At 54.4% G+C, this 26079-nt stretch carries 23 protein-coding genes and 1 pseudogene; 17 read left to right on the plus strand and 7 right to left on the minus strand.

The genetic code is table 11. The features are described 5' to 3' along the window. Positions 1–29 precede the first annotated feature (29 nt). Positions 30–365 carry a 30S ribosome-binding factor RbfA gene (rbfA, locus tag BARVI_RS06970; protein WP_025278539.1) on the plus strand — a complete coding sequence of 112 codons (336 nt, stop codon included), beginning with the start codon at positions 30–32 and terminating at the stop codon, positions 363–365. 9 nt (positions 366–374) lie between these two features. Continuing rightward, a complete protein-coding gene (locus BARVI_RS06975) occupies positions 375–1616 on the plus strand; it encodes an FtsX-like permease family protein (protein ID WP_025278540.1) in 1242 nt (413 codons plus the stop codon). Positions 1617–1707: 91 nt separating this feature from the next. Here the strand turns inward: BARVI_RS06975 and BARVI_RS06980 are convergent, their stop codons facing one another. The 3 genes from BARVI_RS06980 to BARVI_RS06990 form a co-directional block, all read right to left on the minus strand. Further along, positions 1708–2103, minus strand: a complete 396-nt coding sequence (locus tag BARVI_RS06980; protein ID WP_025278541.1) for an HIT family protein — start codon at positions 2101–2103, stop codon at positions 1708–1710. A gap of 247 nt (positions 2104–2350) precedes the next feature. Further along, positions 2351–2821 carry a transcription elongation factor GreA gene (gene greA, locus BARVI_RS06985; RefSeq protein ID WP_025278542.1) on the minus strand — a complete coding sequence of 157 codons (471 nt, stop codon included), beginning with the start codon at positions 2819–2821 and terminating at the stop codon, positions 2351–2353. A 168-nt stretch (positions 2822–2989) separates the two neighbouring features. Beyond that, a complete protein-coding gene (locus BARVI_RS06990; protein ID WP_038534302.1) occupies positions 2990–4129 on the minus strand; it encodes a redoxin domain-containing protein in 1140 nt (379 codons plus the stop codon). Between the two features lie 274 nt (positions 4130–4403). Between BARVI_RS06990 and pnp the strand changes: the two genes are divergently transcribed. The 6 genes from pnp (at position 4404) to BARVI_RS07020 (ending at position 12690) form a co-directional block, all read left to right on the plus strand. Then, entirely contained in the window at positions 4404–6590 is a 2187-nt protein-coding gene (gene pnp, locus BARVI_RS06995; RefSeq protein WP_025278544.1) for a polyribonucleotide nucleotidyltransferase, read from the plus strand. Positions 6591–6820: 230 nt separating this feature from the next. Beyond that, complete coding sequence (gene rpoN / locus BARVI_RS07000; RefSeq protein WP_038534303.1) at positions 6821–8290, plus strand: RNA polymerase factor sigma-54; 1470 nt, start codon at positions 6821–6823, stop codon at positions 8288–8290. A gap of 23 nt (positions 8291–8313) precedes the next feature. Further along, positions 8314–8928, plus strand: coding sequence for a hypothetical protein (locus tag BARVI_RS07005; protein ID WP_025278546.1), 615 nt, complete (start codon positions 8314–8316; stop codon positions 8926–8928). Between the two features lie 28 nt (positions 8929–8956). Next, the gene (purE, locus tag BARVI_RS07010; RefSeq protein WP_025278547.1) at positions 8957–9463 is read left to right on the plus strand and encodes a 5-(carboxyamino)imidazole ribonucleotide mutase; all 507 of its coding nucleotides are present in this window, start codon (positions 8957–8959) and stop codon (positions 9461–9463) included. Positions 9464–9490: 27 nt separating this feature from the next. Then, positions 9491–11302: a 4-hydroxy-3-methylbut-2-en-1-yl diphosphate synthase gene (locus tag BARVI_RS07015; protein WP_025278548.1), complete on the plus strand. Its 1812-nt coding sequence runs from the start codon at positions 9491–9493 to the stop codon at positions 11300–11302. 17 nt (positions 11303–11319) lie between these two features. Continuing rightward, the gene (locus tag BARVI_RS07020; protein WP_025278549.1) at positions 11320–12690 is read left to right on the plus strand and encodes an MATE family efflux transporter; all 1371 of its coding nucleotides are present in this window, start codon (positions 11320–11322) and stop codon (positions 12688–12690) included. A gap of 163 nt (positions 12691–12853) precedes the next feature. Here BARVI_RS07020 and BARVI_RS07025 read toward each other — a convergent pair whose 3' ends face one another. Then, entirely contained in the window at positions 12854–13315 is a 462-nt protein-coding gene (locus BARVI_RS07025) for an Lrp/AsnC family transcriptional regulator (RefSeq protein ID WP_025278550.1), read from the minus strand. A gap of 300 nt (positions 13316–13615) precedes the next feature. On the opposite strand from BARVI_RS07025, the gene BARVI_RS12965 reads away from it, so the two are divergent. The 7 genes and pseudogenes from BARVI_RS12965 (at position 13616) to BARVI_RS07060 (ending at position 20443) form a co-directional block, all read left to right on the plus strand. After that, positions 13616–14269 (plus strand): TetR/AcrR family transcriptional regulator, encoded by a 654-nt coding sequence (locus tag BARVI_RS12965; protein WP_025278551.1) that lies wholly within the window; start codon positions 13616–13618, stop codon positions 14267–14269. A gap of 96 nt (positions 14270–14365) precedes the next feature. Further along, positions 14366–15595, plus strand: coding sequence for a TolC family protein (locus tag BARVI_RS07035; RefSeq protein WP_051401103.1), 1230 nt, complete (start codon positions 14366–14368; stop codon positions 15593–15595). A gap of 30 nt (positions 15596–15625) precedes the next feature. Further along, positions 15626–16528 (plus strand): HlyD family secretion protein, encoded by a 903-nt coding sequence (locus BARVI_RS07040; RefSeq protein ID WP_025278553.1) that lies wholly within the window; start codon positions 15626–15628, stop codon positions 16526–16528. A gap of 12 nt (positions 16529–16540) precedes the next feature. Continuing rightward, the gene (locus BARVI_RS07045) at positions 16541–17464 is read left to right on the plus strand and encodes an ABC transporter ATP-binding protein (RefSeq protein WP_025278554.1); all 924 of its coding nucleotides are present in this window, start codon (positions 16541–16543) and stop codon (positions 17462–17464) included. Positions 17465–17478: 14 nt separating this feature from the next. Continuing rightward, positions 17479–18204, plus strand: a pseudogene (locus BARVI_RS07050) (ABC transporter ATP-binding protein); the annotation flags it as partial. 13 nt (positions 18205–18217) lie between these two features. Further along, positions 18218–19321 carry an ABC transporter permease gene (locus tag BARVI_RS07055; protein ID WP_025278556.1) on the plus strand — a complete coding sequence of 368 codons (1104 nt, stop codon included), beginning with the start codon at positions 18218–18220 and terminating at the stop codon, positions 19319–19321. 15 nt (positions 19322–19336) lie between these two features. Next, positions 19337–20443, plus strand: a complete 1107-nt coding sequence (locus BARVI_RS07060) for an ABC transporter permease (RefSeq protein WP_025278557.1) — start codon at positions 19337–19339, stop codon at positions 20441–20443. 159 nt (positions 20444–20602) lie between these two features. On the opposite strand, the gene BARVI_RS07065 is transcribed toward BARVI_RS07060, so the two are convergent. Continuing rightward, positions 20603–21475, minus strand: coding sequence for an FKBP-type peptidyl-prolyl cis-trans isomerase N-terminal domain-containing protein (locus BARVI_RS07065; protein ID WP_084547016.1), 873 nt, complete (start codon positions 21473–21475; stop codon positions 20603–20605). An 18-nt stretch (positions 21476–21493) separates the two neighbouring features. Next, positions 21494–22078 carry an FKBP-type peptidyl-prolyl cis-trans isomerase gene (locus tag BARVI_RS07070; protein WP_025278559.1) on the minus strand — a complete coding sequence of 195 codons (585 nt, stop codon included), beginning with the start codon at positions 22076–22078 and terminating at the stop codon, positions 21494–21496. Between the two features lie 262 nt (positions 22079–22340). On the opposite strand from BARVI_RS07070, the gene BARVI_RS07075 reads away from it, so the two are divergent. Further along, the gene (locus BARVI_RS07075) at positions 22341–23246 is read left to right on the plus strand and encodes an IS982 family transposase (RefSeq protein ID WP_025277710.1); all 906 of its coding nucleotides are present in this window, start codon (positions 22341–22343) and stop codon (positions 23244–23246) included. 115 nt (positions 23247–23361) lie between these two features. Then, the gene (locus BARVI_RS07080; protein WP_025278560.1) at positions 23362–24060 is read left to right on the plus strand and encodes an SIR2 family NAD-dependent protein deacylase; all 699 of its coding nucleotides are present in this window, start codon (positions 23362–23364) and stop codon (positions 24058–24060) included. Between the two features lie 83 nt (positions 24061–24143). Here BARVI_RS07080 and BARVI_RS07085 read toward each other — a convergent pair whose 3' ends face one another. Further along, positions 24144–25970: a Na/Pi cotransporter family protein gene (locus BARVI_RS07085; protein ID WP_025278561.1), complete on the minus strand. Its 1827-nt coding sequence runs from the start codon at positions 25968–25970 to the stop codon at positions 24144–24146. Positions 25971–26079 lie beyond the last annotated feature (109 nt).

The following is a 26079-nucleotide window of genomic DNA, read 5'->3' on the forward strand; positions in this document are numbered from 1 at the left end:
TTTTGTTATATCTTAAAAAAAGGAACTATATGGAAACAACTCGTCAGAACAAAATAAGCCGCCTGCTGCAAAAGGAGCTGAGCGACATATTCCTGGCCGAAACCCGCAAGACTCACGGCATCATCGTCTCGGTGAGCGTGGTGCGTGTAAGCCCCGACCTGAGCACGGCCAAAGCCTACCTGAGCATCTTCCCACCCGAAAAAGGGGCCGAGATGATTGCCAACATCAACGCCAACGCCAAAACCATTCGCTACGAACTGTCGCAACGGGTGCGTTACCAACTGCGCAAGACGCCCGAACTCTCGTTCTTCCTCGACGATTCGCTCGACTACATCGAGAACATCGACGCGCTGCTAAAAAAATAACCGGCGCGCATGAGCAGGCTCTCCCGCAAAATTGCCTGGCGTTACCTCTTTTCCAAGAAGTCGCACAGTGCCATCAATGCCATATCGATTGTCTCGGTGTGCGGGGTAGCTATTACCACGCTGGCACTCATCTGCACCCTGTCGGTCTACAACGGCTTCACCCAACTCATCGGGTCGCTCTACTCCCAGATTGACCCGCAAATCAAGATTACACCGCGTGAGGGGAAAACACTCGACACCGAGGCTCCCGAAATCAAGCAGATTGCCTCGTGGCCCGAGGTGAGCGTGTTCTCGCCCGTGGTCGAGGACAACGCACTGTGCCTCTACAAAGACCGCCAACGGGCCGTACTGGTGAAGGGGGTACCCGACAACTACACCCAGCTGTCGCACATACAGGAGCTCGTCACCAGCGGCCACTTCCAGCTCAACGACGGCCGCATCGACTACGTGTCGTTGGGCATCGGGGTAGCCGGACAACTGGGCATCTCGAACAACTCGCCCTACCCCGTCGAGCTTTATACGCCCAACCGGCTGGGACGGGTCAATCTGGCCAATCCGGCCCAGTCGTTCAGCAGCCGGCGATTCTTCGTCGCCTCGACCTTCTGCTCCAATCAGGCCATCTACGACGACCAGCTGGCTATCCTGCCGCTGGCTACCGCCCGCGAAATGTTCAGCTATACCACCGAGGCAACGGCCATCGAGCTGCGGCTCGCTCCCGGATTCAGCGAAAACCAGGTAGCCCAGAAGTTGAAAACGGCGTTGGGCGACACTTACCGCGTGGCTACCCACATCGAGCAGAACGACTGGTACAAATGGGTACAGATCGAGAAGTGGATTACCTTCCTCATACTCTCGTTTATCCTCATGATTGCCACCTTCAACGTGATAGGGGCCCTATCGATGCTCATCATCGACAAGAAGCGCGACATCGCCACCCTGCAAAACCTGGGAGCCGACGACCGCCTCATCTCGCGCATCTTCCTGGCCGAAGGGTGGCTCATCTCGGCCATCGGTGCCGGTTCGGGACTTATCCTGGGCGTGATACTCTGCTACCTGCAACAGGAGTACGGACTACTGAAACTGGGCAGCACCGAGGGCATGTTCATCACCGATGCCTACCCCGTGCGACTCGAACTGTTCGACACGCTGGCCGTCACAGCCATCGTTCTCGTGCTGGGCTTCGTCACCGCCTGGTATCCGGCCAAGTTCCTGCGCAAGCGGCTGCTGGCCGAGAAATCGAACCGGGAATAGAGATCCCCGCATTCAATCGTTCAACAATACGAAAAGGGCTGTGCCTCATACCGGGTACAGCCCTTTCAATATGTTGACTACAAATTCAACCCTATTTCATTTCGCGGGCAATAGCATCGGCGATGGCCTGCATTTCGGCCGCATCGAGCGACAGCTTGTCGCGGAAGAAATTCATGTCGGACTCTTGGTTGATAGGCACAAGGTGAATATGCGTATGCGGCACTTCGAGCCCCATCACGGCCACACCCACACGCTTACAGGGCACGGCCTTTTCGAGCGCCCAGGCCACCCGTTTGGCAAAGCGGGTGAGACCCACGTAGGCCTCGTCGTCCAAATCGAAAATGTAATCGACCTCCTGCTTGGGAATGACCAGCGTGTGGCCCTTGGCTACGGGGTTGATGTCGAGGAAGGCAAAATAGTTCTCGTCCTCGGCTACTTTGTAGCACGGAATTTCACCGGCTACGATACGACTGAATATAGTTGCCATGGTTTCTTGTTTTTTTAGTTTTCACAAAAATAGGGAAAGGTGGTCACAAAAACAAGTGCGGACGAAGTTTTCAATTTACCCCGACTCCTCCATCGCTGCCCGCCCCCCCGCAACCCATACCGGCGGAAACGGAGAAAGAGCCTCCTCCCCCGAAAAAGAGCGTTCCCCCTTTCCGCACTATAGGAGAGAAAGGGGGAACGCCTGTGACAAAAAAGCCGATATGCACGTGTGCATACCGGCGTATGGGTTAAATGGATATGTCGACGATTTCAAACGACATCAGGCCCGAGGGAACCTGAATCTCAACCACGTCGCCTACCTGCTTGCCCAGCAGACCTTTGGCGATGGGGGTGGTAGCCGAAATCTTGCCTTCGCGCAGGTTGGCTTCCGACTCCGACACGATGGTGTATTTCATCACCGCACCGTTCTTCACGTTTTTAATCGTCACCGTATTCAAAATTTGAACCGTGTGGGTATTCAGTTTGCTCTCGTCGATGAAACGGGCATTGGCCACGAGGTCTTTCAACTGCGAGATTTTCATTTCGAGCATGCCCTGTGCCTCTTTGGCGGCATCATACTCGGCATTCTCCGAGAGGTCACCCTTGTCGCGGGCCTCGCCGATAGCTCGGGAGATTTCGGGACGCTTCACATTTTCGAGATAGGCAATCTCTTCCATCAACTTCTTGTAACCTTCTTCGGTCATGTACGTAATAGCCATAATCTTACTCCTATAGTGTTTATAAATTATTATTCCTTATTAAACAAAAAAGAAATCCCGCCGTTAGCCGGGACTCCTTTTTGTGCTTTCACTGTGACAAAGATACGTTCTTTTTTTAATCTTCCAAAAAAAAACGCCGAGAATCGTCAAAAGTTCATTTTTAACCGCTTACAAGCGGGATTGTATGGCGCTCTCTATTTCGACCACTTTCTCGATGCGTTTCACAACTCCGTCGTTTTTGTCGATTACGAAACAGGTGGGCAGTGTTTTTACGTTATACATCGATGCGTAGCTCGAGTAAACAGTCTGTGGATCGCGCACGCACACCCACGGCAGATTATCGGCTGCCACCTTCCAGGCCTGCTCATCGGCATCGAACGATATTTGATAGATTCCCAGCCCGCGACTCTTATAACGTTTATATAGTTCGGCCAGTTTCATGTTGTAGGCCGGTGAATACTCGGTTTGATAGGCCGTAAAGCTGAGGAGGACCACTTTATTGTTTTCCACCTGCTCGGCCAGGGTCTGTTTGCGTCCCAGCTGGTCGTACAACTCCACGTCGATATACGAGGCGGTTTCGGCTTCAATATCCGGAATCTCCTGTTTTTCAGCCCAGTCGGAAGCCATTGCCGCCAAGGTCATCTCCTTCAACTGCTTGGAGCGGGGCGACTCGGGATAACGCATGTCAAATCCCGTGGCCACGGCCGCAATGAGCTTGCGGTCTTCGGCATTATATGGGTCGAATATCTTGTCGCCATTGATCTCTTGAAATACAATATAATAAGAGGTAGCCGAAGCGGGATTCTCAAGCACCAGATTAAACATCTTCTTCTTATACTCGGCCAGGGCTTGGACAGCCTGCTGGCGTAGAGAATCGACCTGGCTGCTTTTCGACTCTATGGCCCGGGAAAGTTCGTTGATGCGTTTTTTCAACTTTCCGCTCTCGTCGGTCACGATGCGCATCTTGGTACACTCGTCCGACCCGGTGAGCTCATACCCGTCGGCAAAGTCGGTTGCACGCGCCGAGAAGGTAAGCGTCTCGGTTGAGTCGATGGCAAAATGGACCAGCAACCCGTTCAGCCTCAACTGGTAAAACTCGGGATACTGTGGAGCCTCCTGGGTAAATTTGAAAGAGCCCTCCTTATCCAAAGCCACCGATTCGAGCACCTCGGGTTGTCCCGAAGCCAGCGATTCAAGGTAAAGTATCTGTCCGTCGGCATCGGTCACACGCCCCTCGATGGTAAACTCCCGCTTGTTGCACGCAGTCACCGCCAGAGCTATCGCACATAAAAATATCCATTTTTTCATGGTCACATCATTTAAATTCATGGTCCGATTCCTCACCGGGGAGGAAAGCAGTGACAAAGATATGTTTTTTTTCACACATTTCCATACACAACCGCACCCGACATCACCAAGCAAAATGAAAGGAGAAAAGCACTCAAAAACAACAAGGGGACTACCCCGACCCGTTTCAGACAGTTTATTTTTTTCATTTTATTTCATAATCATAGTTTTGCATTCAAACTTTCATTATCTTTGCGTGATTTTGAGATGAAAAAAATATAGAAAAATCGATTTTATGATTAAACAAGTAATTAAGAAGACCATCGATTTGGGTGATGGAAGGACCATCACCATCGAAACCGGCAAGCTCGCCAAGCAGGCCGATGGGGCCGTAGAAGTGCGCATGGGCAACACCATGCTGTTGGCCACGGTATGTTCGGCACAAGAAGCCGGTGAAGGCGTGGATTTCATGCCTTTGCAAGTAGAATACAAAGAGCGTTATTCAGCTTTCGGCCGTTTCCCCGGAGGTTTTACCAAACGTGAAGGCCGAGCTTCAGACTACGAGATACTTACCGCCCGTCTGGTGGACCGCGTATTGCGTCCCTTGTTCCCCGACAACTATCACGCCGACACGTTCGTGAACATCATGCTGTTCTCGACCGACGGTGTCGACATGCCCGATGCCCTGGCCGGTTTGGCTGCTTCGGCCGCTCTCGCCGTATCGGACATTCCCTTCAACGGACCTATTTCGGAAGTACGTGTAGCCCGCATCGACGGCAAATTCAAAATCAACCCCACGTTCAGCGAACTCGAAAGAGCCGACATGGACTTGATGGTAGGTGCTACCTATGAGAACATCATGATGGTGGAAGGCGAAATGGACGAAGTTTCGGAGGCCGACCTGCTCGAAGCCCTCAAAGCCGCCCACGAAGCCATCAAGGTTCACTGCCTGGTACAGAAAGAACTGGCCGAAGCCGTAGGCTCAACCGTGAAACGCGAATACTGCCACGAGACCAACGACGAAGATTTGCGCAAAGACGTATGGGCCAAATGCTATGACAAGGCTTATGCCATTGCCCGTTCGGGTAACGCCGACAAACACGCCCGCCAAAACGCCTTCGACGCCATTGTCGACGACTATCTGGCCGGACTGAGCGAAGAGGAACTCGCCGAAAAAGAGGCTCTCGTAAAACGCTACTACCACGACGTAGAGAAAGAGGCCGTGCGTCGCTGCATTCTCGACGAAGGTATCCGTCTCGACGGTCGTACCACCACACAGATTCGCCCCATCTGGTGCGAAGTCAACTACCTGCCGGGTCCTCACGGATCGGCCGTATTTACCCGTGGTGAGACGCAGGCCCTGGCCACCGTTACGCTGGGTACCAAACTCGACGAGAAGATTCTCGACGACGTGCTCAACCAAGGTCGCGACCGCTTCCTGCTGCACTACAACTTCCCGCCCTTCTCAACCGGCGAAGCCAAGGCTCAACGCGGCGTAGGCCGTCGTGAAATCGGTCACGGCAACCTGGCCAACCGCGCTCTCAAACGCATGATCCCGAAGGATTATCCCTATGTAATCCGCGTCGTATCGGATATCCTCGAATCGAACGGTTCGTCGTCGATGGCTACCGTTTGCGCCGGTACCCTTGCCCTGATGGACGCCGGTGTTCAAATCAAGAAACCGGTATCGGGTATCGCCATGGGATTGATCACCGACAAAGACAATGTGAAATATGCCATTCTCTCCGATATTCTCGGTGACGAGGACCACCTCGGCGACATGGACTTCAAGGTAACCGGTACCCGCGACGGTATCACGGCTACCCAGATGGATATCAAGTGCGACGGTCTCTCCTACGAGATTCTCGAAAAAGCCTTGAACCAGGCTCGCGAAGGTCGTATGCACATTCTCAACATCATCACCAGCACGATTGCCGAGCCGCGCGCCGACCTCAAACCGCACGCTCCTCGCATCGAGACGATGATTATCCCCAAAGACATGATTGGTGCCGTTATCGGCCCGGGCGGGAAAATTATTCAAAGCATACAGGAGGCCAGCGGTGCCATCGTTACCATCGACGAAATCAACAACGAGGGTCACATCGAAATCTCGGCTGCCAACCTCGACTCGATTCAGGAGGCCAAACGCCGCATCAAGGCCATCACGGCTCAACCCGAAGAGGGCGAAATCTATACCGGCGTGGTCAAATCGATTCTGCCCTTCGGTGCATTCGTAGAGATTCTCCCCGGCAAAGACGGTCTGCTCCACATCTCTGAAATCAGCTGGGACCGTCTCGAATCGATGGAGACCTCGGGTATCCACGAAGGCGACGAAGTCACGGTGAAACTCCTCGAAATCGACAAGAAAACCGGCAAATACCGTCTGTCGATGAAAGCCTTGTTGCCCCGTCCCGAAAGAGCCCCGCGCAACGACCGTCACCACGGCGAGAACCGCAACGGCAACAAAAACAACCAACAATAAGCAAGCGTAACAAGGCCTCTGGCCTGTCGTCATACGAGCCGCATATCTGCCCGATATGCGGCTCTTTTTTTATCGCCCCACCGCCACGGCTACGGACTCGACCGACCACAACGGCAGAATCCCCTTCCCGCGCCTATTTCAAACATATATTGTGCGGGGTTAAAAATTCTCATTTTTTTACTTATTTAGCGTAAAAATCGTTACCTTCGTTTGCAAATGATTCTCGTCCTATGGCAGCACTGAAACAGCAGCTACAACAGAAGCTGCAACAAAAGCTCTCACCCCAGCAGATACAACTCATTCGGCTCCTCGAACTCACCGAAGTCGAGTTTGAAGAGCGCGTGCAGCAGGAGCTGGTCGACAACCCCGCTCTGGAAGAGGGGCGGGAAGAAAGTCTCGACAGCCTGAACGACTTCAACCCCAACGCCGACGAAGACGGGAACCCCACCGAGTCGGCCGAGGAACTCTCGCTGGGCGACTACCGCACCGAGGACGATATTCCCGACTACCGCCTCGAAGCCGACAACTTCTCGAAGGACGACAAAAAAGACGACATACCCTTTGTCTCGGCCTCGTCGTTTCACGACTACCTCGAAAGTCAGCTGGGCGAACTGTCGCTCGACGACACCTCCTACCAGATAGCCCAGTACATCATCGGCAACATCGACGACAACGGCTACCTGCAACGCCCCATACAGGCCATCACCGACGACCTCATCTTTCAGGTGGGGCTCGATGTACCGGTGAGTCAGGTCGAGGATATTCTGCAAATGATTCAAGAGTTCGAGCCCGCCGGCGTGGGGGCCTCGAACCTGCGCGAATGCCTGCTGCTGCAACTCGAACGCCACGAGGGAACTCCCGCCAACCTGCTGGCCTACAAGATTGTCGACCAGATGTTCGACGAGTTCTCCAAGAAGCACTACGACAAAATCATGCGCCAGTGCAACGTGAGCGAAGAGGAGTTGAAACAGGCCATTCGGGAAATCACCCAACTCAACCCCAAGCCGGGCAGCGCCTGGAACAACAGCTACTCGGGCAACACCGAGCACCATATCATACCCGACTTCTACGTCGAGGCTCAGGACGGCGAGCTCTCCATCAGCCTCAACAACAGCAACATTCCCGAGCTGCACGTGAGCCGCGACTATCAGGACATGCTCGAAGACTACTCCTCGAACAAGCAGAACCAGACGCGCGACAAGCGCGACGCCCTGCTGTTTGTCAAGCAGAAACTCGACGCCGCCCAGTGGTTTGTCAATGCCGTGAAACAGCGGCAGGAGACGCTGCTCAAAACCATCACCGTGATTGTCGAACTGCAAAAGGAGTTTTTCCTCACCGGCGACGAACGCACGCTCAAACCCATGATTCTGAAAGATGTGGCCGAGCGCACCGGATATGACATCTCGACCATCTCGCGCGCCAGCAACAGCAAGTACGTGCAAACAAATTTCGGTATTTATCCGTTAAAATATTTCTTCTCCGAGTCGATGCAGAACGATGCCGGCGAGGAGGTTTCGACCCGCGAAATCAAACGGCTGCTGCAAGAGTTGGTCGAGCATGAAGACAAGCACAAACCACTCTCCGACGACAAGCTGTGCGAATTGCTGCAACAGAAGGGATACCCCATCGCGCGACGCACCATCGCCAAGTATCGGGAACAACTCTCCATTCCTGTGGCCCGGTTGAGAAAAGAGATATGAACCCATTAAACCCACGAACGAAAATGAAAAAACTGGCTACCCTGCTGTCGACCCTGTTCCACCCGCTGCTCATGCCCACCTACGGCATAGCCATCGCGCTCTACACCTCATACATGCGCATCTTCGGCGACCGGCTGCTGGGTATCATCGTCACAGGCGTACTGCTCACCACCTGTGTGTTGCCGTCGCTGGGCATCTATATCCTCTACAAGACGGGACACATCAGCGATGTCAGACTGCACAACCGCACCGAGCGCACGGTACCCTACATCATCAACTTTGTCTGCTACGTGGCCTGCTACCTCTACCTCTATCGGTTCGGAATACCCAGCTGGATACTCTCTTTCATAGCTGCCGCTCTCATTTCACTTATCCTCGCCCTCTTCATCAACCGCTACTGGAAGATAAGCGCCCACATGATTGCAGCCGGTTCGATGGTCACGCTGGTCTTTCTCATGAGTTTCTACGGACTCATGCTCAAGCCCTATATTCTCCCGCTACAACTCATCACGCTGTTACTGGCCGGAGCCATAGGCTCATCGCGCATTCTGCTCAACCGCCACACGTTGGGACAGGTAGGAGCCGGATTCAGCCTGGGAGTGCTCTGCTGCGTGTCAATGTTTTATATCTTTGCATAACCTATAACGATAAGTAATATATACCACTATGAAACCTGTTGTAAGTATCATCATGGGGAGCACCTCCGACCTCCCCGTCATGGAAAAGGCCGCCAAGCTGCTCGACGAGTGCGAAATCCCCTTCGAGATGCTGGCCCTCTCGGCCCATCGCACACCGGCTCAGGTCGAAGAGTTTGCCAAAGGAGCCAAAGCGCGCGGCATCAAAGTAATCATCGCGGCTGCCGGCATGGCGGCTCACCTGCCCGGAGTCATCGCCTCGATGACTCCCCTGCCGGTTATCGGTGTGCCCATCAAATCGGGTATGGAAGGTCTCGACGCCCTGCTGGCCATCGTACAGATGCCCCCGGGAATCCCCGTAGCCACCGTGGGTATCAACGCCTCGCTCAACGCCGCTATCCTGGCCACCCAGATGCTGGCTCTGGGCGATGCCGCCATTGCCGAAAAGGTGGAGAAATACAAAGCCGGATTGACGCAAAAGATCGTCGCCGCCAACGAAGCGCTGGCCGAGGTCAAATACAAGTTCAAAACCAACTGATTCTTATTCATACCGTTCGCTTTTATCATGGATTACTACAACTATCATCGCCGGAAAAGCAGTGTCGTACACATCGGCGACACGCCCCTCGGCGGGGAATACCCCATACGCATACAGTCGATGACCAACACCTCTACCCTCGACACCCCGGGCAGCGTGGAGCAGTGTATCCGCATCATCGAGGCCGGGGCCGACTATGTGCGGCTCACCGCCCAGGGTGTGCGCGAAGCCGAGAACCTGGCCGAAATCAAGAAGGGGCTGCTTGCCCGGGGATACCACACCCCCTTGATTGCCGACATTCACTTCAACCCCAAGGCGGCCGATGCCGCTGCCTGCACCGTCGAGAAGGTTCGTATCAATCCCGGTAACTTCGTCGACAGTGCCCGCACCTTCAAGCAAATCGACTATACCGACGAGGAGTATGCCGCCGAACTGCAACGGCTCAGGGAGCGCTTCGTCGCCTTCCTCGACATCTGCAAGGCACATCACACGGCCATTCGGCTGGGGGTAAACCACGGCTCGCTCTCCGACCGCATCATGAGCCGCTACGGCGACACGCCGGCCGGCATGGTGGAATCGTGCATGGAGTTCCTGCGCATCTGCCGCGACGAACATTTCGACGATGTGGTTATCTCCATCAAGGCCTCCAATACGGTGGTCATGGTACAGACCGTGCGGCTGCTCATCAAAACGATGGAGGCTGAGGGCATGTGCTACCCGCTGCATCTGGGGGTAACCGAGGCCGGCGACGGCGAGGACGGACGAATCAAATCGGCCGTGGGCATAGGCACCCTGCTGGCCGACGGCATCGGCGACACCATCAGAGTCTCGCTGAGCGAGGCTCCCGAGGCCGAAGTACCGGTGGCCCGCAAGCTGGTCGACTACATCACGGCCCGGGCCGGACACACTCCGGTCGTGGCTCCCGACCTCTCGCTCGAACAGCTGGCCGACCGACCCAAAGCCGCTTGCGGCGGCATAGGTGCCGGCGAACAGCCGGTTGTCATCGCCGAAGGGACTCCCGGGTCGGGCACAAAGGCCGACTTCTACTACACGCACGACCGGGCGGCCGACGATGCCACCCGGGTGATTGTCGACTATCCCCACTATCACGGCCAAGACAACACCTTCCCGCTCTTCGGGACGGCCGACGAGCAGGCCCTGAAATCCTGTCGGGCTCCCCTGCGGTTCCTGCAAGCCGATACCGCCGAGATTTCCGACTCGCTGCTCTCCCTGCTGACCGGGGAGAAGGGTGTCGTGCTGATTCTCTCGTCGCAACACCCCAACCCCGTGGGTGACCTGCGGGCTGCCCTGGCTCGACTCACGGCGGCCGGTTGCCCGTGTCCCGTAATCCTGAAAAGGTACTACCGCGAGAACGACCCCGAGGAGTTGCAGGTGAAGGCCGGAGCCGATTTCGGCCCCTTCCTGCTCGACAGCCTCATCGACGGGGTATTCCTCCGCAACGACGGAGATATCGCCTCACAGCGCCTCGTAGAGTACATGTTCACCATTTTACAGGCGGCCCGCAAGCGATTCAGCAAGACCGAATACATCTCCTGCCCCAGTTGCGGACGGACAATGTTCGACCTGCAAACGACCATCGCCCGAGTCAAGGCGGCTACCTCGCACCTCACCGGCCTCAAAATAGGTATCATGGGGTGTATCGTGAACGGTCCCGGCGAAATGGCCGACGCCGACTACGGCTACGTGGGTGCCGGACGCAACCGGGTGAGCCTCTACAAAGGCAAGAACTGCATCGAAAAGAATATTCCCGAAGAGCTGGCTATCGAGAAACTCATCGCCCTTATCAAAGCCAACGGCGACTGGTGCGACCCGGCTTGAAATTACAGGAATAACCGATGAACCGCAAGAACGACATTCGGGCCGAACTGGCCACGCTCCCCGTGGGGAAACTGCTTTGGCGATACTCGGTACCGGCCATCGTGGGAACGATGGTCATGTCGCTCTACAACGTAATCGACCGCATCTTTATCGGGCAGGGGGTGGGCCCCGACGCCATATCGGGGCTGGCCCTCACCTTCCCCATCATGTCGATTTCGGGGGCCATCGGCATGCTGGTAGGTCAAGGTGCGGCAGCCCGCATCTCGATTGTGCTGGGACAGGACGACAAGGAGAAGGCCGAGAAGATTCTGGCCAACAGCCTCATTCTCTCCATCACCTTTGCCCTCTGCTACCTCTCGCTCTTCGTCGTCTTCATGGACGACATTCTGCGCAGCTTCGGCGGCAGCGACCGCACCATACCCTACGCCCGCGAGTTCCTGCTCTACATCATGCCCGGCATGCTCTTCACCAACCTCTGTTACAGTTTCAACAACATGATGCGGGCCTCGGGCTATCCCGGTAAGGCCATGTACACAATGCTCATCGGGGCTTTCTCCAACCTCATTCTTGCCCCCATCTTCATCTTCGGTCTGAAATTGGGTATCAAGGGAGCGGCCATCGCGACCGACATCGCCATGACCATCTCGGCGGTTTTCGTGATGGCACACTTCTGCAATGCTCGCAGTAACGTGCGGTTTCACCGACGCTACTTCAAGCTCGAATGGGCCATTCTCATCAATATCGTCTCCATAGGCATGTCGCCCTTCCTGGTCAATATCGCCAGCAGCGTAATCAACGCCATCATCAACACCTCGCTCTATCGCTACGGCGGCGACGAAGCCATCGGGGCCTTCGGTATCTTCAACAGCTACGCCACGCTGGTGGTGATGCTTATCGTAGGGCTGTGCCAGGGCATGCAACCTGTCGTGGGCTACAACTACGGGGCCGGAAACTACAACCGCATGACGCGGGCCTTCAAGATTACCTGCGCCGTGGCTACCCTCTGCGCTACGGTAGGGTGGATAGGCTCGACCTTCTTCCCCTACTACATCATACGGGCCTTCACCACCGACGAGCACCTGATCGAGGTGGCCATACACGGCATGCGCATCGCCATGGGGGTATTCCCCATCGTGGGGCTGCAAATCGTCACCACCAACCTGTTCCAGTCGCTGGGTATGGCCTCAAAGGCTATCTTCATGAGTCTCACGCGTCAGGTCATTTTCCTCATTCCGCTGTTGCTCGTCCTGCCCCGCCTGTTCGACCTGGACGGCGTGTGGGGTGCCATGCCGGTATCCGACACGATTGCCACCCTCGTCACGCTGCTGATGTTATGGTACACGCGCAAAAAGATGATACGCAACCATTCGGCAAACACGCCCGCTTAAATTCAGACTGTACAGTTGTCCTGCCCCCGGTTCCCGGCCATGAGCGACGTGTTGTCTCAATCCCCAAAAACAAACGAGGGCAACACCCGCGCCTTGTGGCATCGGGGGTTACCCTCGTCTTTATTTATACTCCCCGGGGCTCCCCGCGGGAAATCTATGGCCTTTACTCCTTCATCACCGGAATCTCGCGATTCATGCTCTGTTCGAGTGAGATAAGCGTCTCGGTCGAAACCACACCCTTGATGTGCTGAATCTTGTCGTTCAGCAACTCCATCAGGTGCTCGTTGTCACGGGCATAGAGCTTGCACAGCATCGTATAGGGACCAGTCGTGAAGTGGCACTCTACCACCTCGGGAATCTTTTCGAGCTCGGGAACAACATCGCGATACATCGAACCCTTCTCCAATTTCACCCCGATATAGGTACATGTTCTGAAACCTAACGATTTGGGATTTACATGATACCCCGAACCGGTAATCACATGCATGTCGATCATGCGTTGAATACGCTGGTGAATGGCAGCACGCGAAACACCGCATTCGGCGGCTACGTCCTTCGACGGAATGCGGGCATTGCGCATGATAATCTCAAGAATCTGACGATCTAAGTTATCTATCTTTTCCATAAAAATTTATTTACATAAATCATTTTGCGACAAAAATATCATTTCTTTTTGAATATACAACTATGTTTTAGCTATTTTTTTGGCAAAAAGATAGAGAAACCTTCACAAATGGTCTGCACCCATGGAACTCACACAACACTTTTCTATCCGAAACCAGGCTAAACAGGAGATTCGGCGAAGAGAGAGAGTACAGCACCCTCTTTATCCTCTGCCAATGTTAAAAATCAATTTTTTATTGGTGTTCTTGCAATAAATGGTTATACTTGTGAATTAACAGAGCTGTTAAATCAGTAAAGCACTATGAATCAGTCAAAAGTAGGAAACAAGCGAAGACATACCGAGGGTGCCGTCATGGCTGCCGCCGAGGAGCTGTTTCTCGAAAAGGGATACTCGCTGGCTACCACAACCGAGATTGCCCGACGGGCAGGAGTGACTCACGCCATGCTGCACTACTATTTCCAGACCAAGGAGCAGATTTTCTTCAAGGTACTGGACAAGAACCTGCACGAACTGTTTGCCTCGATACGGGTAGCCATGTCGACCGAAGCCGTCTCGTTTTGGGAAAATCTGAAAGGCGGTGTAACCCGCCTGCTCGATTATTTCGACCAGCACCGCCAGTTGGTGGCATTCCTGTACGATATAGCCCGGCACAACCCCGAGCTGCTCGCCCGCTACCGCGAGAGCACCATAGACCTGATTGCCGGACTTGCCGGGCATCACAAGGTTCTGCTCGACCGGGAGGTACAGGCGGGCCGATGCAACCCCATCACCTTCGAGCAACTCTTTCTGGACATCGTCACGACGAGCTTTGCGACCTACCTGTTTCTGCCGGTCGTCGAACCCATAGCGGGTATGACCGGTCCCGAAACGGATCAAGCACTGCAACGTCGGCACGAAGAGGTCATCGCCCTGTTGTATCACCGCCTCTACGGGCAGTGTGCCTCCAATCGATAAACCATACCGGGACTCATGCCCCGGACTCGATAGAACGTCAAACACAAGAAAGTTAAGGAAGGGAGATAGATACCGATGAAAAGATGGGTTTTTCTTATGCTATGGGCCACTCTGGCCGGGTCGGTCGCCGCACAGGTAACGCTGAGCGAATGTGTGGAGAAGGCCCGCAACAACTACCCGCAAATTCAGGAGCTCGGACTGATTCGCGAAGCCGAGAAATATGACCTGTCGACGGCCAGTCAAAGCTGGCTGCCGCAACTCACCATCAGCGGTAAAGCCCAATACCAGTCGAAGGTAGTCGAAATGCCCTTCGAGATACCCGAGTTCAAGTTCAACCTGCCCCACGACCAGTATTCGCTGGTAGGCGAGGTGAGCCAGACCATCTGGGACGGCGGCTCAACGGCCAACAAAAAACGGCTGGTGAGTGCCGATGCCAAGATACAGAGCAAACAGTTGGAGGTCTCGCTCTACGGTCTGCGGCAGAAGGTCGAAAACATCTTCCTGGGTATCCTGCTCATCGACAAGCAGATTGCCCAGAACGAAATTGCCGTCAAGAGCCTCTACCGCAACCGCGAGTCGGTGCTGGCCGGCATCGAGCACGGTGTGTCGTACCAGTCGGACCTGAGTATCGTCGACGTGAATATCCTCAACTACAAGCAGACCATCTCGTCGCTGCATGCCGACCGCCAGGCCTATGTCGACATCCTGGGCCGCCTCACCGGCGAGGACCTGTCGCAAGCCCGGTTTGTCGAGCCGCCTGTCGACCTGCCTATCGACACCGCTACCCTCGCCCGTCCTGAACTGCAACTCTACAAGGCTCAGTTGGAACAGACTCAGATACAGCGCCGTGACCTGCAATCCAACCTCTATCCCAAGCTCAACCTCTCGTTGCAGGGTGGTATAGGTCGCCCGGGACTGAATATCCTGAAAAACGAGTTTGAACCCTACTACACCGTGGGGGTGAAGCTGCAATGGAACCTGGGAGCCCTCTACTCGCGCAAGAACGATATTCGCAAGATAGCCGTGCAGAAGGAGCGCATCGAGCGTCAGCAGGAGGCCTTCGTGCTCAACACCATGCTCGATGTGACCGACCAGCTGAACGAGGTGCACAAAGCCGAACACGTACTCGAGCAGGACCGCGAGATTATCCGGCTGCGCGAGGAGATACGCCAGGCGGGCGAAGAGCAATACAAGCAGGGGGTAATCATGCTCACCGACCTGATGGAGATGATCGACGAGGAGTTCAACGCCCGGGTGGCCCAATCGCTCCACCAGGTGCAACTGGTCATGGCCATCTGCGACCTGAAAAATACATTGGGACAATAATCAACCGAACAACCATAAAACCAAAAGGCAATGAAAAAGCAGATTTTCTATGTAGCGACAGCGGCTGCACTGCTGGCTCTCGGCAGCTGTACCGACCGCTCACGCGAATTTGACGCCTGCGGACAGATAGAGGCTACCGAAGTAGTCGTTTCGGCCGAAGCCAACGGACGCATCATCGCCCTGCAACTGACCGAGGGCGACAAGCTCACCACCGATGAGGTGGTGGGCGTCATCGACTCGGTACAGACCTATTTGCAGAAGGAGGAGTTGGTGCGCAAGCGGAGCAACACGCAGACCAAATGGGTGGACATCGACCGGCAACTGGCCTCGCAATACGCCCAACTGAACAAGCTGAAATCGGACCGCGAGCGCTACCAGGCCCTCGAAGCCAAAGATGCCGCTACCCGAAAGCAGGTGGACGACCTGGTGTCGCAGATTGCCGTGACCGAACGGGAGATTGCCGCCCAGCGACAGAACTACGAACGCAACAACGCCGGAATCCGCGAGGAGCTCGCCCTCTACGACGTGCAAATCGCCGAGAAGGACGACCAGCTGAGCAAATGCCGCATCGTCGCCCCCATCGACGGCACGGTGCTGACCAAGTTTGCCGAAGCGGGCGAACTGGTCACCTCGGGCAAATCGCTCTTCAAGCTGGCCGACCTGAAACAGGTCTATGTGCGGGCCTACCTCACCACCGCCCAACTGGCCGAGGTGAAACTGGGCGACACCGTGCGGGTGACCATCGAGGACGGTACCGACAAGCCCCGCACATATGAAGGGCGACTGGTGTGGATTGCCGACGAGGCCGAGTTTACCCCGAAGAACATTCAGACCAAGGACGAACGGGCCGACCTGGTCTACGCCGCCAAAATCGCCCTCGACAATGACGGATACCTCAAACTGGGCATGTATGCCTATGTGCGGTTTCAATAAAGCATCACAACCATGGGAGCCATCGAAGTAACAACAGTGAGCAAACGCTACGGTACCTGCCAGGCCCTGGACCGCATCTCGCTCGACATACAGCGGGGCGAGATTTACGGCCTCATCGGTCCCGACGGGGCCGGCAAGACCACGCTGTTCCGCATTCTGGTGACGCTGCTCCTGCCCGACAGCGGCAGTGCCCGCATCGAAGGGCTCGACGTGGTGAAAGATTTCATGGCCATCAGGCAACGCATCGGCTACATGCCGGGACGCTTCTCGCTCTATCAAGACCTGACGGTAGCCGAGAACCTCGACTTTTTCGCCACGATGTTCGGCACCACCGTAGCCGAGAACTACGGAAACATCGAAGAAATCTATGCTCAAATCGAGCCTTTTCGCGACCGGCGCGCCGGGAAACTTTCGGGCGGCATGAAACAGAAACTGGCCCTCTGCTGCGCCCTGGTGCACCGCCCCTCGGTACTTTTTCTCGACGAGCCCACCACGGGCGTCGATGCCGTGAGCCGCAAGGATTTCTGGAACATGCTCTACCGCATTCGGGAGTCGGGGGTGACCATACTGGTGTCGACTCCCTACATGGACGAGGCCTCCCTCTGCGACCGCATCTCGCTCCTGCAAAAGGGGCGAATCATCGAGACGGGTACCCCTGCCGCCATCGTGGCCCAGTATCCACACCGGCTGTTCGGCGTGTCGGGCAAACCGGCCTACCCGCTGTTGAAATTCCTGCGGCGCACACCCGGCCTGCTGCGGTGCTTCTCGTTCGGTTCGGAGCACCACGTGGCCGTAACACCGGGGACCATACAGCCGGAAGAGTTGACAGCAAAGCTCCAAGCGGCCGGATTTCACGACGTAGTGGTGCGGGAAATCGAGCCGAATATCGAAGACTGTTTCATGGAACTGGCAAAAGAAAAAAGGCAAGAATCATGAACCCAAACACCGATATTATTGTGGTCGACGAACTGACCAAAAAATTCGGCGACTTTACGGCGGTCGACCACATCAGTTTCAAGGTACACCGGGGCGAAATCTTCGGATTCCTCGGAGCCAATGGGGCCGGCAAGACCACCGCCATGAAGATTCTGTGCGGATTGAGCCGTCCCACCTCGGGTGGCGGGACGGTCAACGGGTATGACCTGAACCGCGACCAGGAGAAAATCAAGCGCCACATCGGGTACATGAGCCAGAAATTCTCGCTCTATGCCGACCTGAAAGTGTGGGAGAATATCCGCCTGTTCGGGGGCATCTACGGGCTGAGCGGCAAGCGCATTCGGGAGAAGAGCGACGCCATGCTGCGCTACCTGAACATGACCGACCTGAGAGACGAGCTGGTGGGCGACCTCCCCTTGGGCTGGAAACAGAAGCTGGCTTTCAGCATCGCCCTCATTCACAACCCGGCCATCGTCTTTCTCGACGAGCCCACCGGGGGTGTCGACCCCGAAACCCGACGACTCTTCTGGGACCTGATTTGCGAGGCGGCCGAGGGCGGCACAACGATATTTGTCACCACGCACTATATGGACGAGGCCGAGTATTGCGACCGGGTGTCAATCATGGTCGACGGGGTCATTGCCGACCTTGACACGCCTGCCGCACTCAAACAGCGCTACGGGGCGACCGATATGGACACGGTATTCCGTAAACTGGCCTATCGTGCCCAAAGAGAATAGGAGGAGACGGAGAATGAAAACATTTTTTTCCTTCATCAAGAAAGAGTTCCGACACATATTCCGGGACAGGCGCACCATACTCATCGTGCTGGTGATGCCCGTCGTGCAGATTATCCTGTTCGGATTTGCCGTCAGCACCGAGGTGCACAACGCCCGGGTCGACGTCGTGGGCGACAGCAACGACCCCGCAGTGAGGCAAATCGTGGAGCGCATCGACCGGAATCCCTACCTGAACGTCGAGGCCGTCTACGAGTCAGTCTCCGAGGTACCGGAACGGTTCCGCCAGGGACGGGCGGACGTGGCGGTCTGTTTCGAGCGCAACTTCGACGAGCGGCTGCACCACTACGGCCAGGCCTCGGTGCGTCTGCTGGGCGACGGCTCCGACCCCAATACCGCCCAGATGATTGTCAACTACGTGAACGGGGTGTTGAGTGACGTGCAGAGCGAACTCGGCACACAAGGCGACTCGCCACAGGCCGCCTTCCCCCACGTGCAATACATGTACAACCCGGCCGTGCGGTCGTCCTACAACTTCGTGCCCGGGGTGATGGGACTCATTCTCATGCTGGTCTGCTCGATGATGACCGCCATCTCGATTGTGCGCGAGAAAGAGAGCGGCACCATGGAGCTGCTGCTCGTCTCGCCTATCCGCCCCATCGGCGTGATTATCAGCAAGGCCATACCCTATCTGGTCCTGTCGCTGGTCAATCTGGTCACAATCCTGCTGCTGGCCCGCTTCGTCCTGGGGGTACCCCTGCGGGGCAGTCTGCTGCTCCTGTCGGTCGTCTCGGTACTCTTCATTCTGGCTTCGCTGGGTATCGGGCTGCTCATTTCGGTCATCTCGTCCACCCAAAAGACCGCCCTGCTCATCTCGGGCATGGGGCTCACGATGCCCACGATGATTTTCTCGGGTATCATCTTCCCCTGCGAGAGCATGCCGGTCGTGCTGCAATACGTGTCGGACATTATCCCGGCCAAGTGGTACATCATCATGGTCAAGAAGGTGATGATCGAGGGGGTAGGCTTCGGCTACATCTATCAGGAATTTACCATTCTGCTGCTGATGACCCTGTTCCTGCTGGCCGTCAGCGTGCGGTTGTTCAAACGGAGATTATAAAGGGAGGGAGTATTTATGGTCATGCTTTATTTGTTGGAGAAAGAGTTCAAGCAGTTTTTCAGAGACCCCGGCCTGCCCAAGATGGCCATCGCCTTCCCGGTGCTGATGATGCTGGTATTCCCGTTTGCCGTGAGCATGGAGATACGCAACATCGACCTGGTGGTGGTCGACAACAACCGGACGATGGCCTCGTCGAAGCTGATCGAGACCTGCACCGCCTCGGGATATTTCGATCTGGTGGGTGTGAGCGACGACCCCGACTGGGCCATGCAACAGATGGACCGGAACAAGGCCGACGCCATCTTGACCATCGAATCGGACTTTGACCGTTCGCTCGAACGGGGCGAACCTCTGCCCGTGGGAATCAAGGTAAACACCATCAACGGCACGAAAGGGAGTATCGGTGCCGGATACCTCACCTCGTGCGTCCAGCGCTTCTACGCCGAACATGCGCCAGGCCGACAAGGCTCGACAACAGGCGCTCAACTCGACGTGTCGCCGAAATACTATTTCAACACCTATCTCGACTACAAGCTGTTCATGGTACCGGCGCTCATCGTCATCGCCATCACAATGCTCACAGGCTTCTTCCCGGCCCTTAACATCGTCAGCGAAAAGGAGCGGGGAACCATCGAACAGATTAACGTAACCCCCGTGAACCGGGGTGTCTTTATCCTCTGCAAACTCATTCCCTACTGGCTGGTAGCCTTTTTCGTACTCACGGCCTGCCTCCTCATCGCCTGGTGGGTATTCGACTACTCCTGCGCCGGGTCAATCGGGCTGATGTATTTCTTCACCGCCGGCAACATTCTGGTCACGGCCGGTATGGGGCTGCTAATCTCCAATTACAGCGACAATGCACAGCAGGCCATGTTTGTCACCTGGTTTTTCATGATGGTGTTCATGCTCGTGAGCGGTATCTTCACCCCCATCGCCTCGATGCCCGGCTGGGCCCAGGCCATCACCTATCTGAATCCCATGCGCTACTATGCCGATGCCATGCGCGGCATCTACATCAAGGGCAGCACCCTGGCCGACGTGTGGACCGATGCCGCCGGCCTGCTGGCCATCGGTGCCGCCATGGTATCGTGGGCTATCCTGAGCTACAAGAAAACCACCTGAACAAAAAACAATGAGAGGGGACATACACCCCGGGGTGTATAAAAAGAGAGCTTGACCTCAATGGTCAAGCTCTCTCACTTGGAAATATATGTTTTTTATCTTCAACTTTCGGAGAAGAATCGTATAACGACAGTCTATTCTCCCAATAACCGGAAAGGCTTATTTCAGGATATCCAAAACCTCTACCTCGAATACAAGTGCCGAGTTGGTAGGAATCTTATCGCCACCGCCGCGTACACCGTAACCCAGTTCGGCAGGAATGTAAAGGATATACTTGCCACCTTTCTGCATCAGTTGCAGACCTTCGCCGAAACCTTTCACTACACCCGCAGGCGAGAAGATTGCACTGGCATTGGCATCGAATTGAGTTCCGTCGATCAACGTACCTTTGTACGATACTTTGGCACGTTGGTTGGCTTGAACCTTTTCGCCTTGACCCTCTTTAACGACCTTGTAGAGCAAGCCCGATTCGGTCTTTACAACGCCCTCTTCCTTGGCTTTCTCGGCCAGGAAGGCTTCGCCCTTGGCCAGGTTTTCCTTAGCTTCGGGAGTCTCGGCCAGGCGAGCAAGTTCCTCTTTTTCCTTGGCCTCGGCAGCAGCTCTGAAAATAGCATCGAGAACCGTATTGGAATCCATAGCCGAAATCATCAGAGTCGTATCTCCTTCAAAAGCCTGTTTGTAAGCCTGAACAAAGGTAGCCACATCGATTTTCAAACCGGTACCTTTCTCGATGTTGTTCAGCATCTCTTTGATGTAGATACCCTGGCTCATACCCATTTCGTAGGAACGTTGCGTAGAGTCGGTTTTCAAAGCAGCGACCATACCTTTCATAAAATCATCGGGGTCGATACCTTTCAACTGGTCATACATGCCCGACTTCAAGGCTTCGCCAAAACGGGCACCATTGGAAACACCCAGTGCGTAGCTGGCACTATCGGTTGCATTCTCCAATTTAGTAGCGGCTTTATTTCCGCAAGACGACATTACCGTGAGACCGGCAAGCGCCACACAAAATAAAATACTTTTTTTCATTGTTTATGAGGTAATTAATTACAATATTTTAATAAGTTCCACTTCAAATACAAGCGTAGCGTTGGCGGGAATACTGCCCCCGGCCCCCTGCTCGCCATAGGCCAAGTCGGAGGGTATGTAGAGTTTCCAGCGAGAGCCCTCGGGCATCAACTGCAAGGCCTCTACCCACCCGGGAATTACCTGATTGACCCCGAACACGGCGGGTGTACCCCGTTGAATGGAGCTGTCGAATACCTGTCCGTCAATCAAGGTTCCGTGATAGTGGCACTGTACCTTGTCGGTGGCTTTCGGTTTGCGACCTTTTCCCTCGGTGAGCACCTCGTATTGCAAACCGCTGGGCAGAACCACGACACCGGGACGCTTGGCGTTCTCGGCGAGAAATGCCTCACCGGCGCGTTTGTTCTCCTCGGCAATCTCGTTTTGCAGATTGGTGAAATACTCGTTGATGATTTGTTTGGCTTCGTCGAAACTGATTTCGGGTTTCTCCTGCTTGTATACGGCCTCTACACCCTTGGCAAAATCCTCGACGTTCAACGATTTGATTCCCGAACCCAGGAAATTGTGCCCCATGCTGAGACCCAATGCATAACTCAATTTATCCATTTTCTATTCTATTGTTCTGTTAGGCAAACTTGATATACAATATTTGCGTGGCGAAGATAGGGTTTTTATACTTAATTCGATAAAATCTCCTTAAAAAAAAATATAATTATCGCCCCAACCGGTACAGCGGAGAGCACATTTTCAACATATTTTAACGTGAGTTCGATATAAAGATTGAAATTATCAGTTTGAAAATTAGGAACATAGCGATAAAAGCATTAAATTTATAGTGCTCAATTATAACATTTAAGCGACTACCACTATGTTCTCAGAGGCTAAAGTTACGGAGATTTTTTGTATGGCGGATGATTTTTGCAAGGAATTTGCCAAAACACAGGAAAAATATATGGTTGAAGACAAGAATCATAAGCATCGGAATAAGCCGAACCGGATGAGTGATGCGGAAATCATGGTCATCCTAGTCCTGTTCCACTCGGGAGGCTTCAGATGTTTCAAGCATTACTACAAAGAATATGTATGCAAACATCTGACGCATCTCTTTCCCAGACGTGTGTCCTATAACCGTTTTGTAGAACTGGAAAAGGAAGTCCTGCTGCAGCTGACCATTTTCATCAAGGAAGTCCTGTTGGGTACTTGTACCGGTATCAGCTTTGTGGATTCCACACCGCTGCGTGTATGCCGAAACCAACGCATATTGATTCACAAGACTTTTAAGGGTCTCGCCGAACGTGGAAAATGCTCCATGGGATGGTTCTTCGGGTTTAAGCTTCACCTGATCATCAACGATAAGGGTGAAATTCTCAATTTCATGTTTACTCCGGGAAATGTGGATGACCGTGAACCGCTGAAACAGACAAAGTTCCTGAAGAACATCAAGGGCAAACTGTGTGCGGACAAGGGGTATATCGGGCAAACCTTGTTCGAGAACCTATTTCTTAACGGCATACAGTTGATAACCAAAGTGAAGAACAACATGAAGAACTCCCTGATGAGCATAGCGGACAAAATCCTGCTGAGAAAACGTGCTTTGATTGAAACAGTCAATGACGAGTTAAAGAACATCGCCCAGATTGAACACTCCAGACACCGTTCCTTCAATAACTTTATTGCCAACTCGCTCTCTGCCATAGCTGCATACTGCTTCTTTGAAAAGAAGCCCGCCATTGACGTACGTTTTGTCAAAGACGGACAACTCACGATGTTTTAATTTATATCGAACTCACGTTATTTTATATAAATCATTTGCGCCCGTCGCTGTTTTATACTACTTTTAGGTGGGTTCTTCCCCTGTATATCGACAAACATTTTAAGGCTGTAAAGATATGAAAAAGAGACTGGTTGTATTAACCGGAGCGGGCATGAGCGTAGAGAGCGGGCTCTCTACCTTCCGCGACAGCGGCGGCCTGTGGGACCGCTATCCCGTAGAAGATGTGGCTACCCCCGAGGGGTGGGAACGAAATCCCGCCCTGGTTCAGGGATTTTACAACAAGCGGCGCAAGGAGTTGCTCACCGTAGAGCCCAATGCGGGCCACAAGGGGCTGGCCTCGCTCGAAAAGGAGTATGACGTAACCATCATCACCCAGAATGTCGACAACCTGCACGAGCGGGCGGGCAGTTCGCACGTGATTCACCTGCATGGCGAACTCACCAAGGTGCGCTCGGTGAAGGACGAGAGCAGGGTTTACGAACTTACTCCCGACCAGTATGAACTGGCTCCCGATGCCACCGACCCGTATGGCGACCGGCTGCGGCCCCACATCGTGTGGTTTGGCGAGGCGGTCCCCATGATCGAGCCGGCAATTGAGATTACCGAGCAGGCCGATATCTTTGTCGTGATAGGCACCTCGCTCAACGTCTACCCGGCAGCCGGACTGCTGCGCTACGTGCGTCCGCAGATACCCATCTACCTTATCGACCCCCAAGAGGTGCGGGTGCCGATAAACCGCCCCGTCCACGTCATTCAGAAAGGGGCTTCAGAGGGGGTGGCCGAACTTATCGAACTGCTGCACCGCAATGCCTGAGCCCCCTCGGCTCTCTACCCATAACGACAACGCCCGGGAGAGTTTCTCCCGGGCGTTGTCGTCTTTCCACATCACAACCGTTATTACGCATGACGCTCTTCTTGTTGCTTGATGGCGTCGACTACGTTGATCACGTAATCGCCCAGGCGTTCGCACTCGGCCACCATGTCCATGTAGTAGATGCCGGCCTGGTATTCATAGTGCTTGTTGTTGATGTTCTCGATGTTCGACTTGCGCAACTGATTCCTGAAATTGTTGATTTCACACTCCTTGTTGTACGAAACCATAATCTCGCTCATCGTGGGCTCGTTGCTCGACAAGAGCAGCACCATGTTGTTGAGCGCCTCGGCATTGAGTTTGAACATGGCATCGATATTGCCGATAATCTCGTCGTTAAAGACGATGTGCGAGTCCTGCTTCCGTTGCAGCGTGCGGGCCAGGTTGTAGCAGCAGTCGCCGATGCTCTCAATCTCGGTCACGATGCTGAGCATGCTGTTCACCCGCATCTTGCCGTCGAAACTCAATCGGCCGCCCACAACCAGATTCAGGAAGCCGGCAATCTCCAACTCCATGCGGTCGCAAATCTGTTCATATTTCTCGATGCGGTTGTAGAGCTTCATATAAGCCTCGCTCCCCTCCTTCTCGTGCAGCAAATCCTCTACCATGCCAAACATGCGTTGCACCCGCTCGGCATAGACGGCAATCTCCTGATGAGCCTGAGGCAAATTCAATTCCGAAGCCGACAACATACCCCGCGAGATGAATTTCAGCTGGAACTCCTCCTCGCCCTTCTTGTCCTTCACCCGCACCAACCGGGTGACAATCTTCTCGTAGAGCCCCGTGAACCAAATCATAATCGTCACGTTGATGACGTTGAACACCGTGTGGAACATCGACAACCCAAACGACACCGAGAACTGCATTGCCTCGAAATGAGCTTTCTGCTGCTCGAAATCAGGCGTATGCAGGGTCCCCCCGTTATTCAGGGCGTTGATGAGCGAAGGGTTTGTCTGCTCGTTGGCCGATACGAAAGCCATCAAATCGTTGGGGTTCCCCACGCCCAGCGAGGTACATATCCACACGATAAAACGAATAAAAGGGTAGTACAGTATCAAGGTCCATATCGACCCCAGCACGTTGAACAACAGGTGTCCCATCGCGGCCCGCTTGGCCGACACATTGGCACTGATCGAAGCCAACAGCGGGGTTATCGTGGTACCGATGTTACTCCCCAGGATCAGCGCCGCGGCAATGTCGAAGGTTATCCACCCCTTGCTGCACATGATGAGCGAGATGGCCAGCGTCGCACTCGACGCCTGCACGATCATGGTCACGATGGCACCTACGGCGCAGAATATCAAGATGGAGAGGAATCCCATCTGGGTGTAGGAGGTGAGAAACTCAAATATCTCGGGATTGCTTTTCAGGTCGGGGACCGAGTGATTGAGGTAGTCGAGCCCCATGAAGAGGAAGGAGAAACCGATGAGGAACTCGCCCCACGACTTGTGGGTGCTGTTCCTCGAAAAGAGGAGCGGAGTGCCCAAACCGATCAACGGGAGGGCAAACAGGGTGATGTTGACCTTGAAGCCAAAGATGGAGATAATCCAGGCCGTAACGGTAGTTCCCACGTTGGCACCCATAATCACCGCCATCGACTGCCCCAGGGTCATCAGACCCGCGTTGACGAAGCTCACTACCATCACCGTCGATGCCGACGAGCTCTGTATCAGTGCCGTAATCAATATACCGGTAAACATTCCTGAAAACCGATTCTTTGTCATTACAGCCAGGATATTGCGCAGTCTGTCGCCTGCCACCTTCTGCAATCCTTCGCTCATGACCTTCATTCCATACAGGAACAAGCCCACCGACCCGATCAGGGTCAGGAAGTCCAGAAATGTGTACTCCATAAAAGTTTCTTAAATAGTTGTTTTATTATCCTCTTTGTGGTATATTTAACACTCAATCTTGCATCTGGAAAAGCATTCCTTTGCAAATTTATACAAATAAAAAGACTTG

The sequence above is a fragment of the Barnesiella viscericola DSM 18177 genome, from assembly GCF_000512915.1.
GTDB lineage: Bacteria > Bacteroidota > Bacteroidia > Bacteroidales > Barnesiellaceae > Barnesiella > Barnesiella viscericola.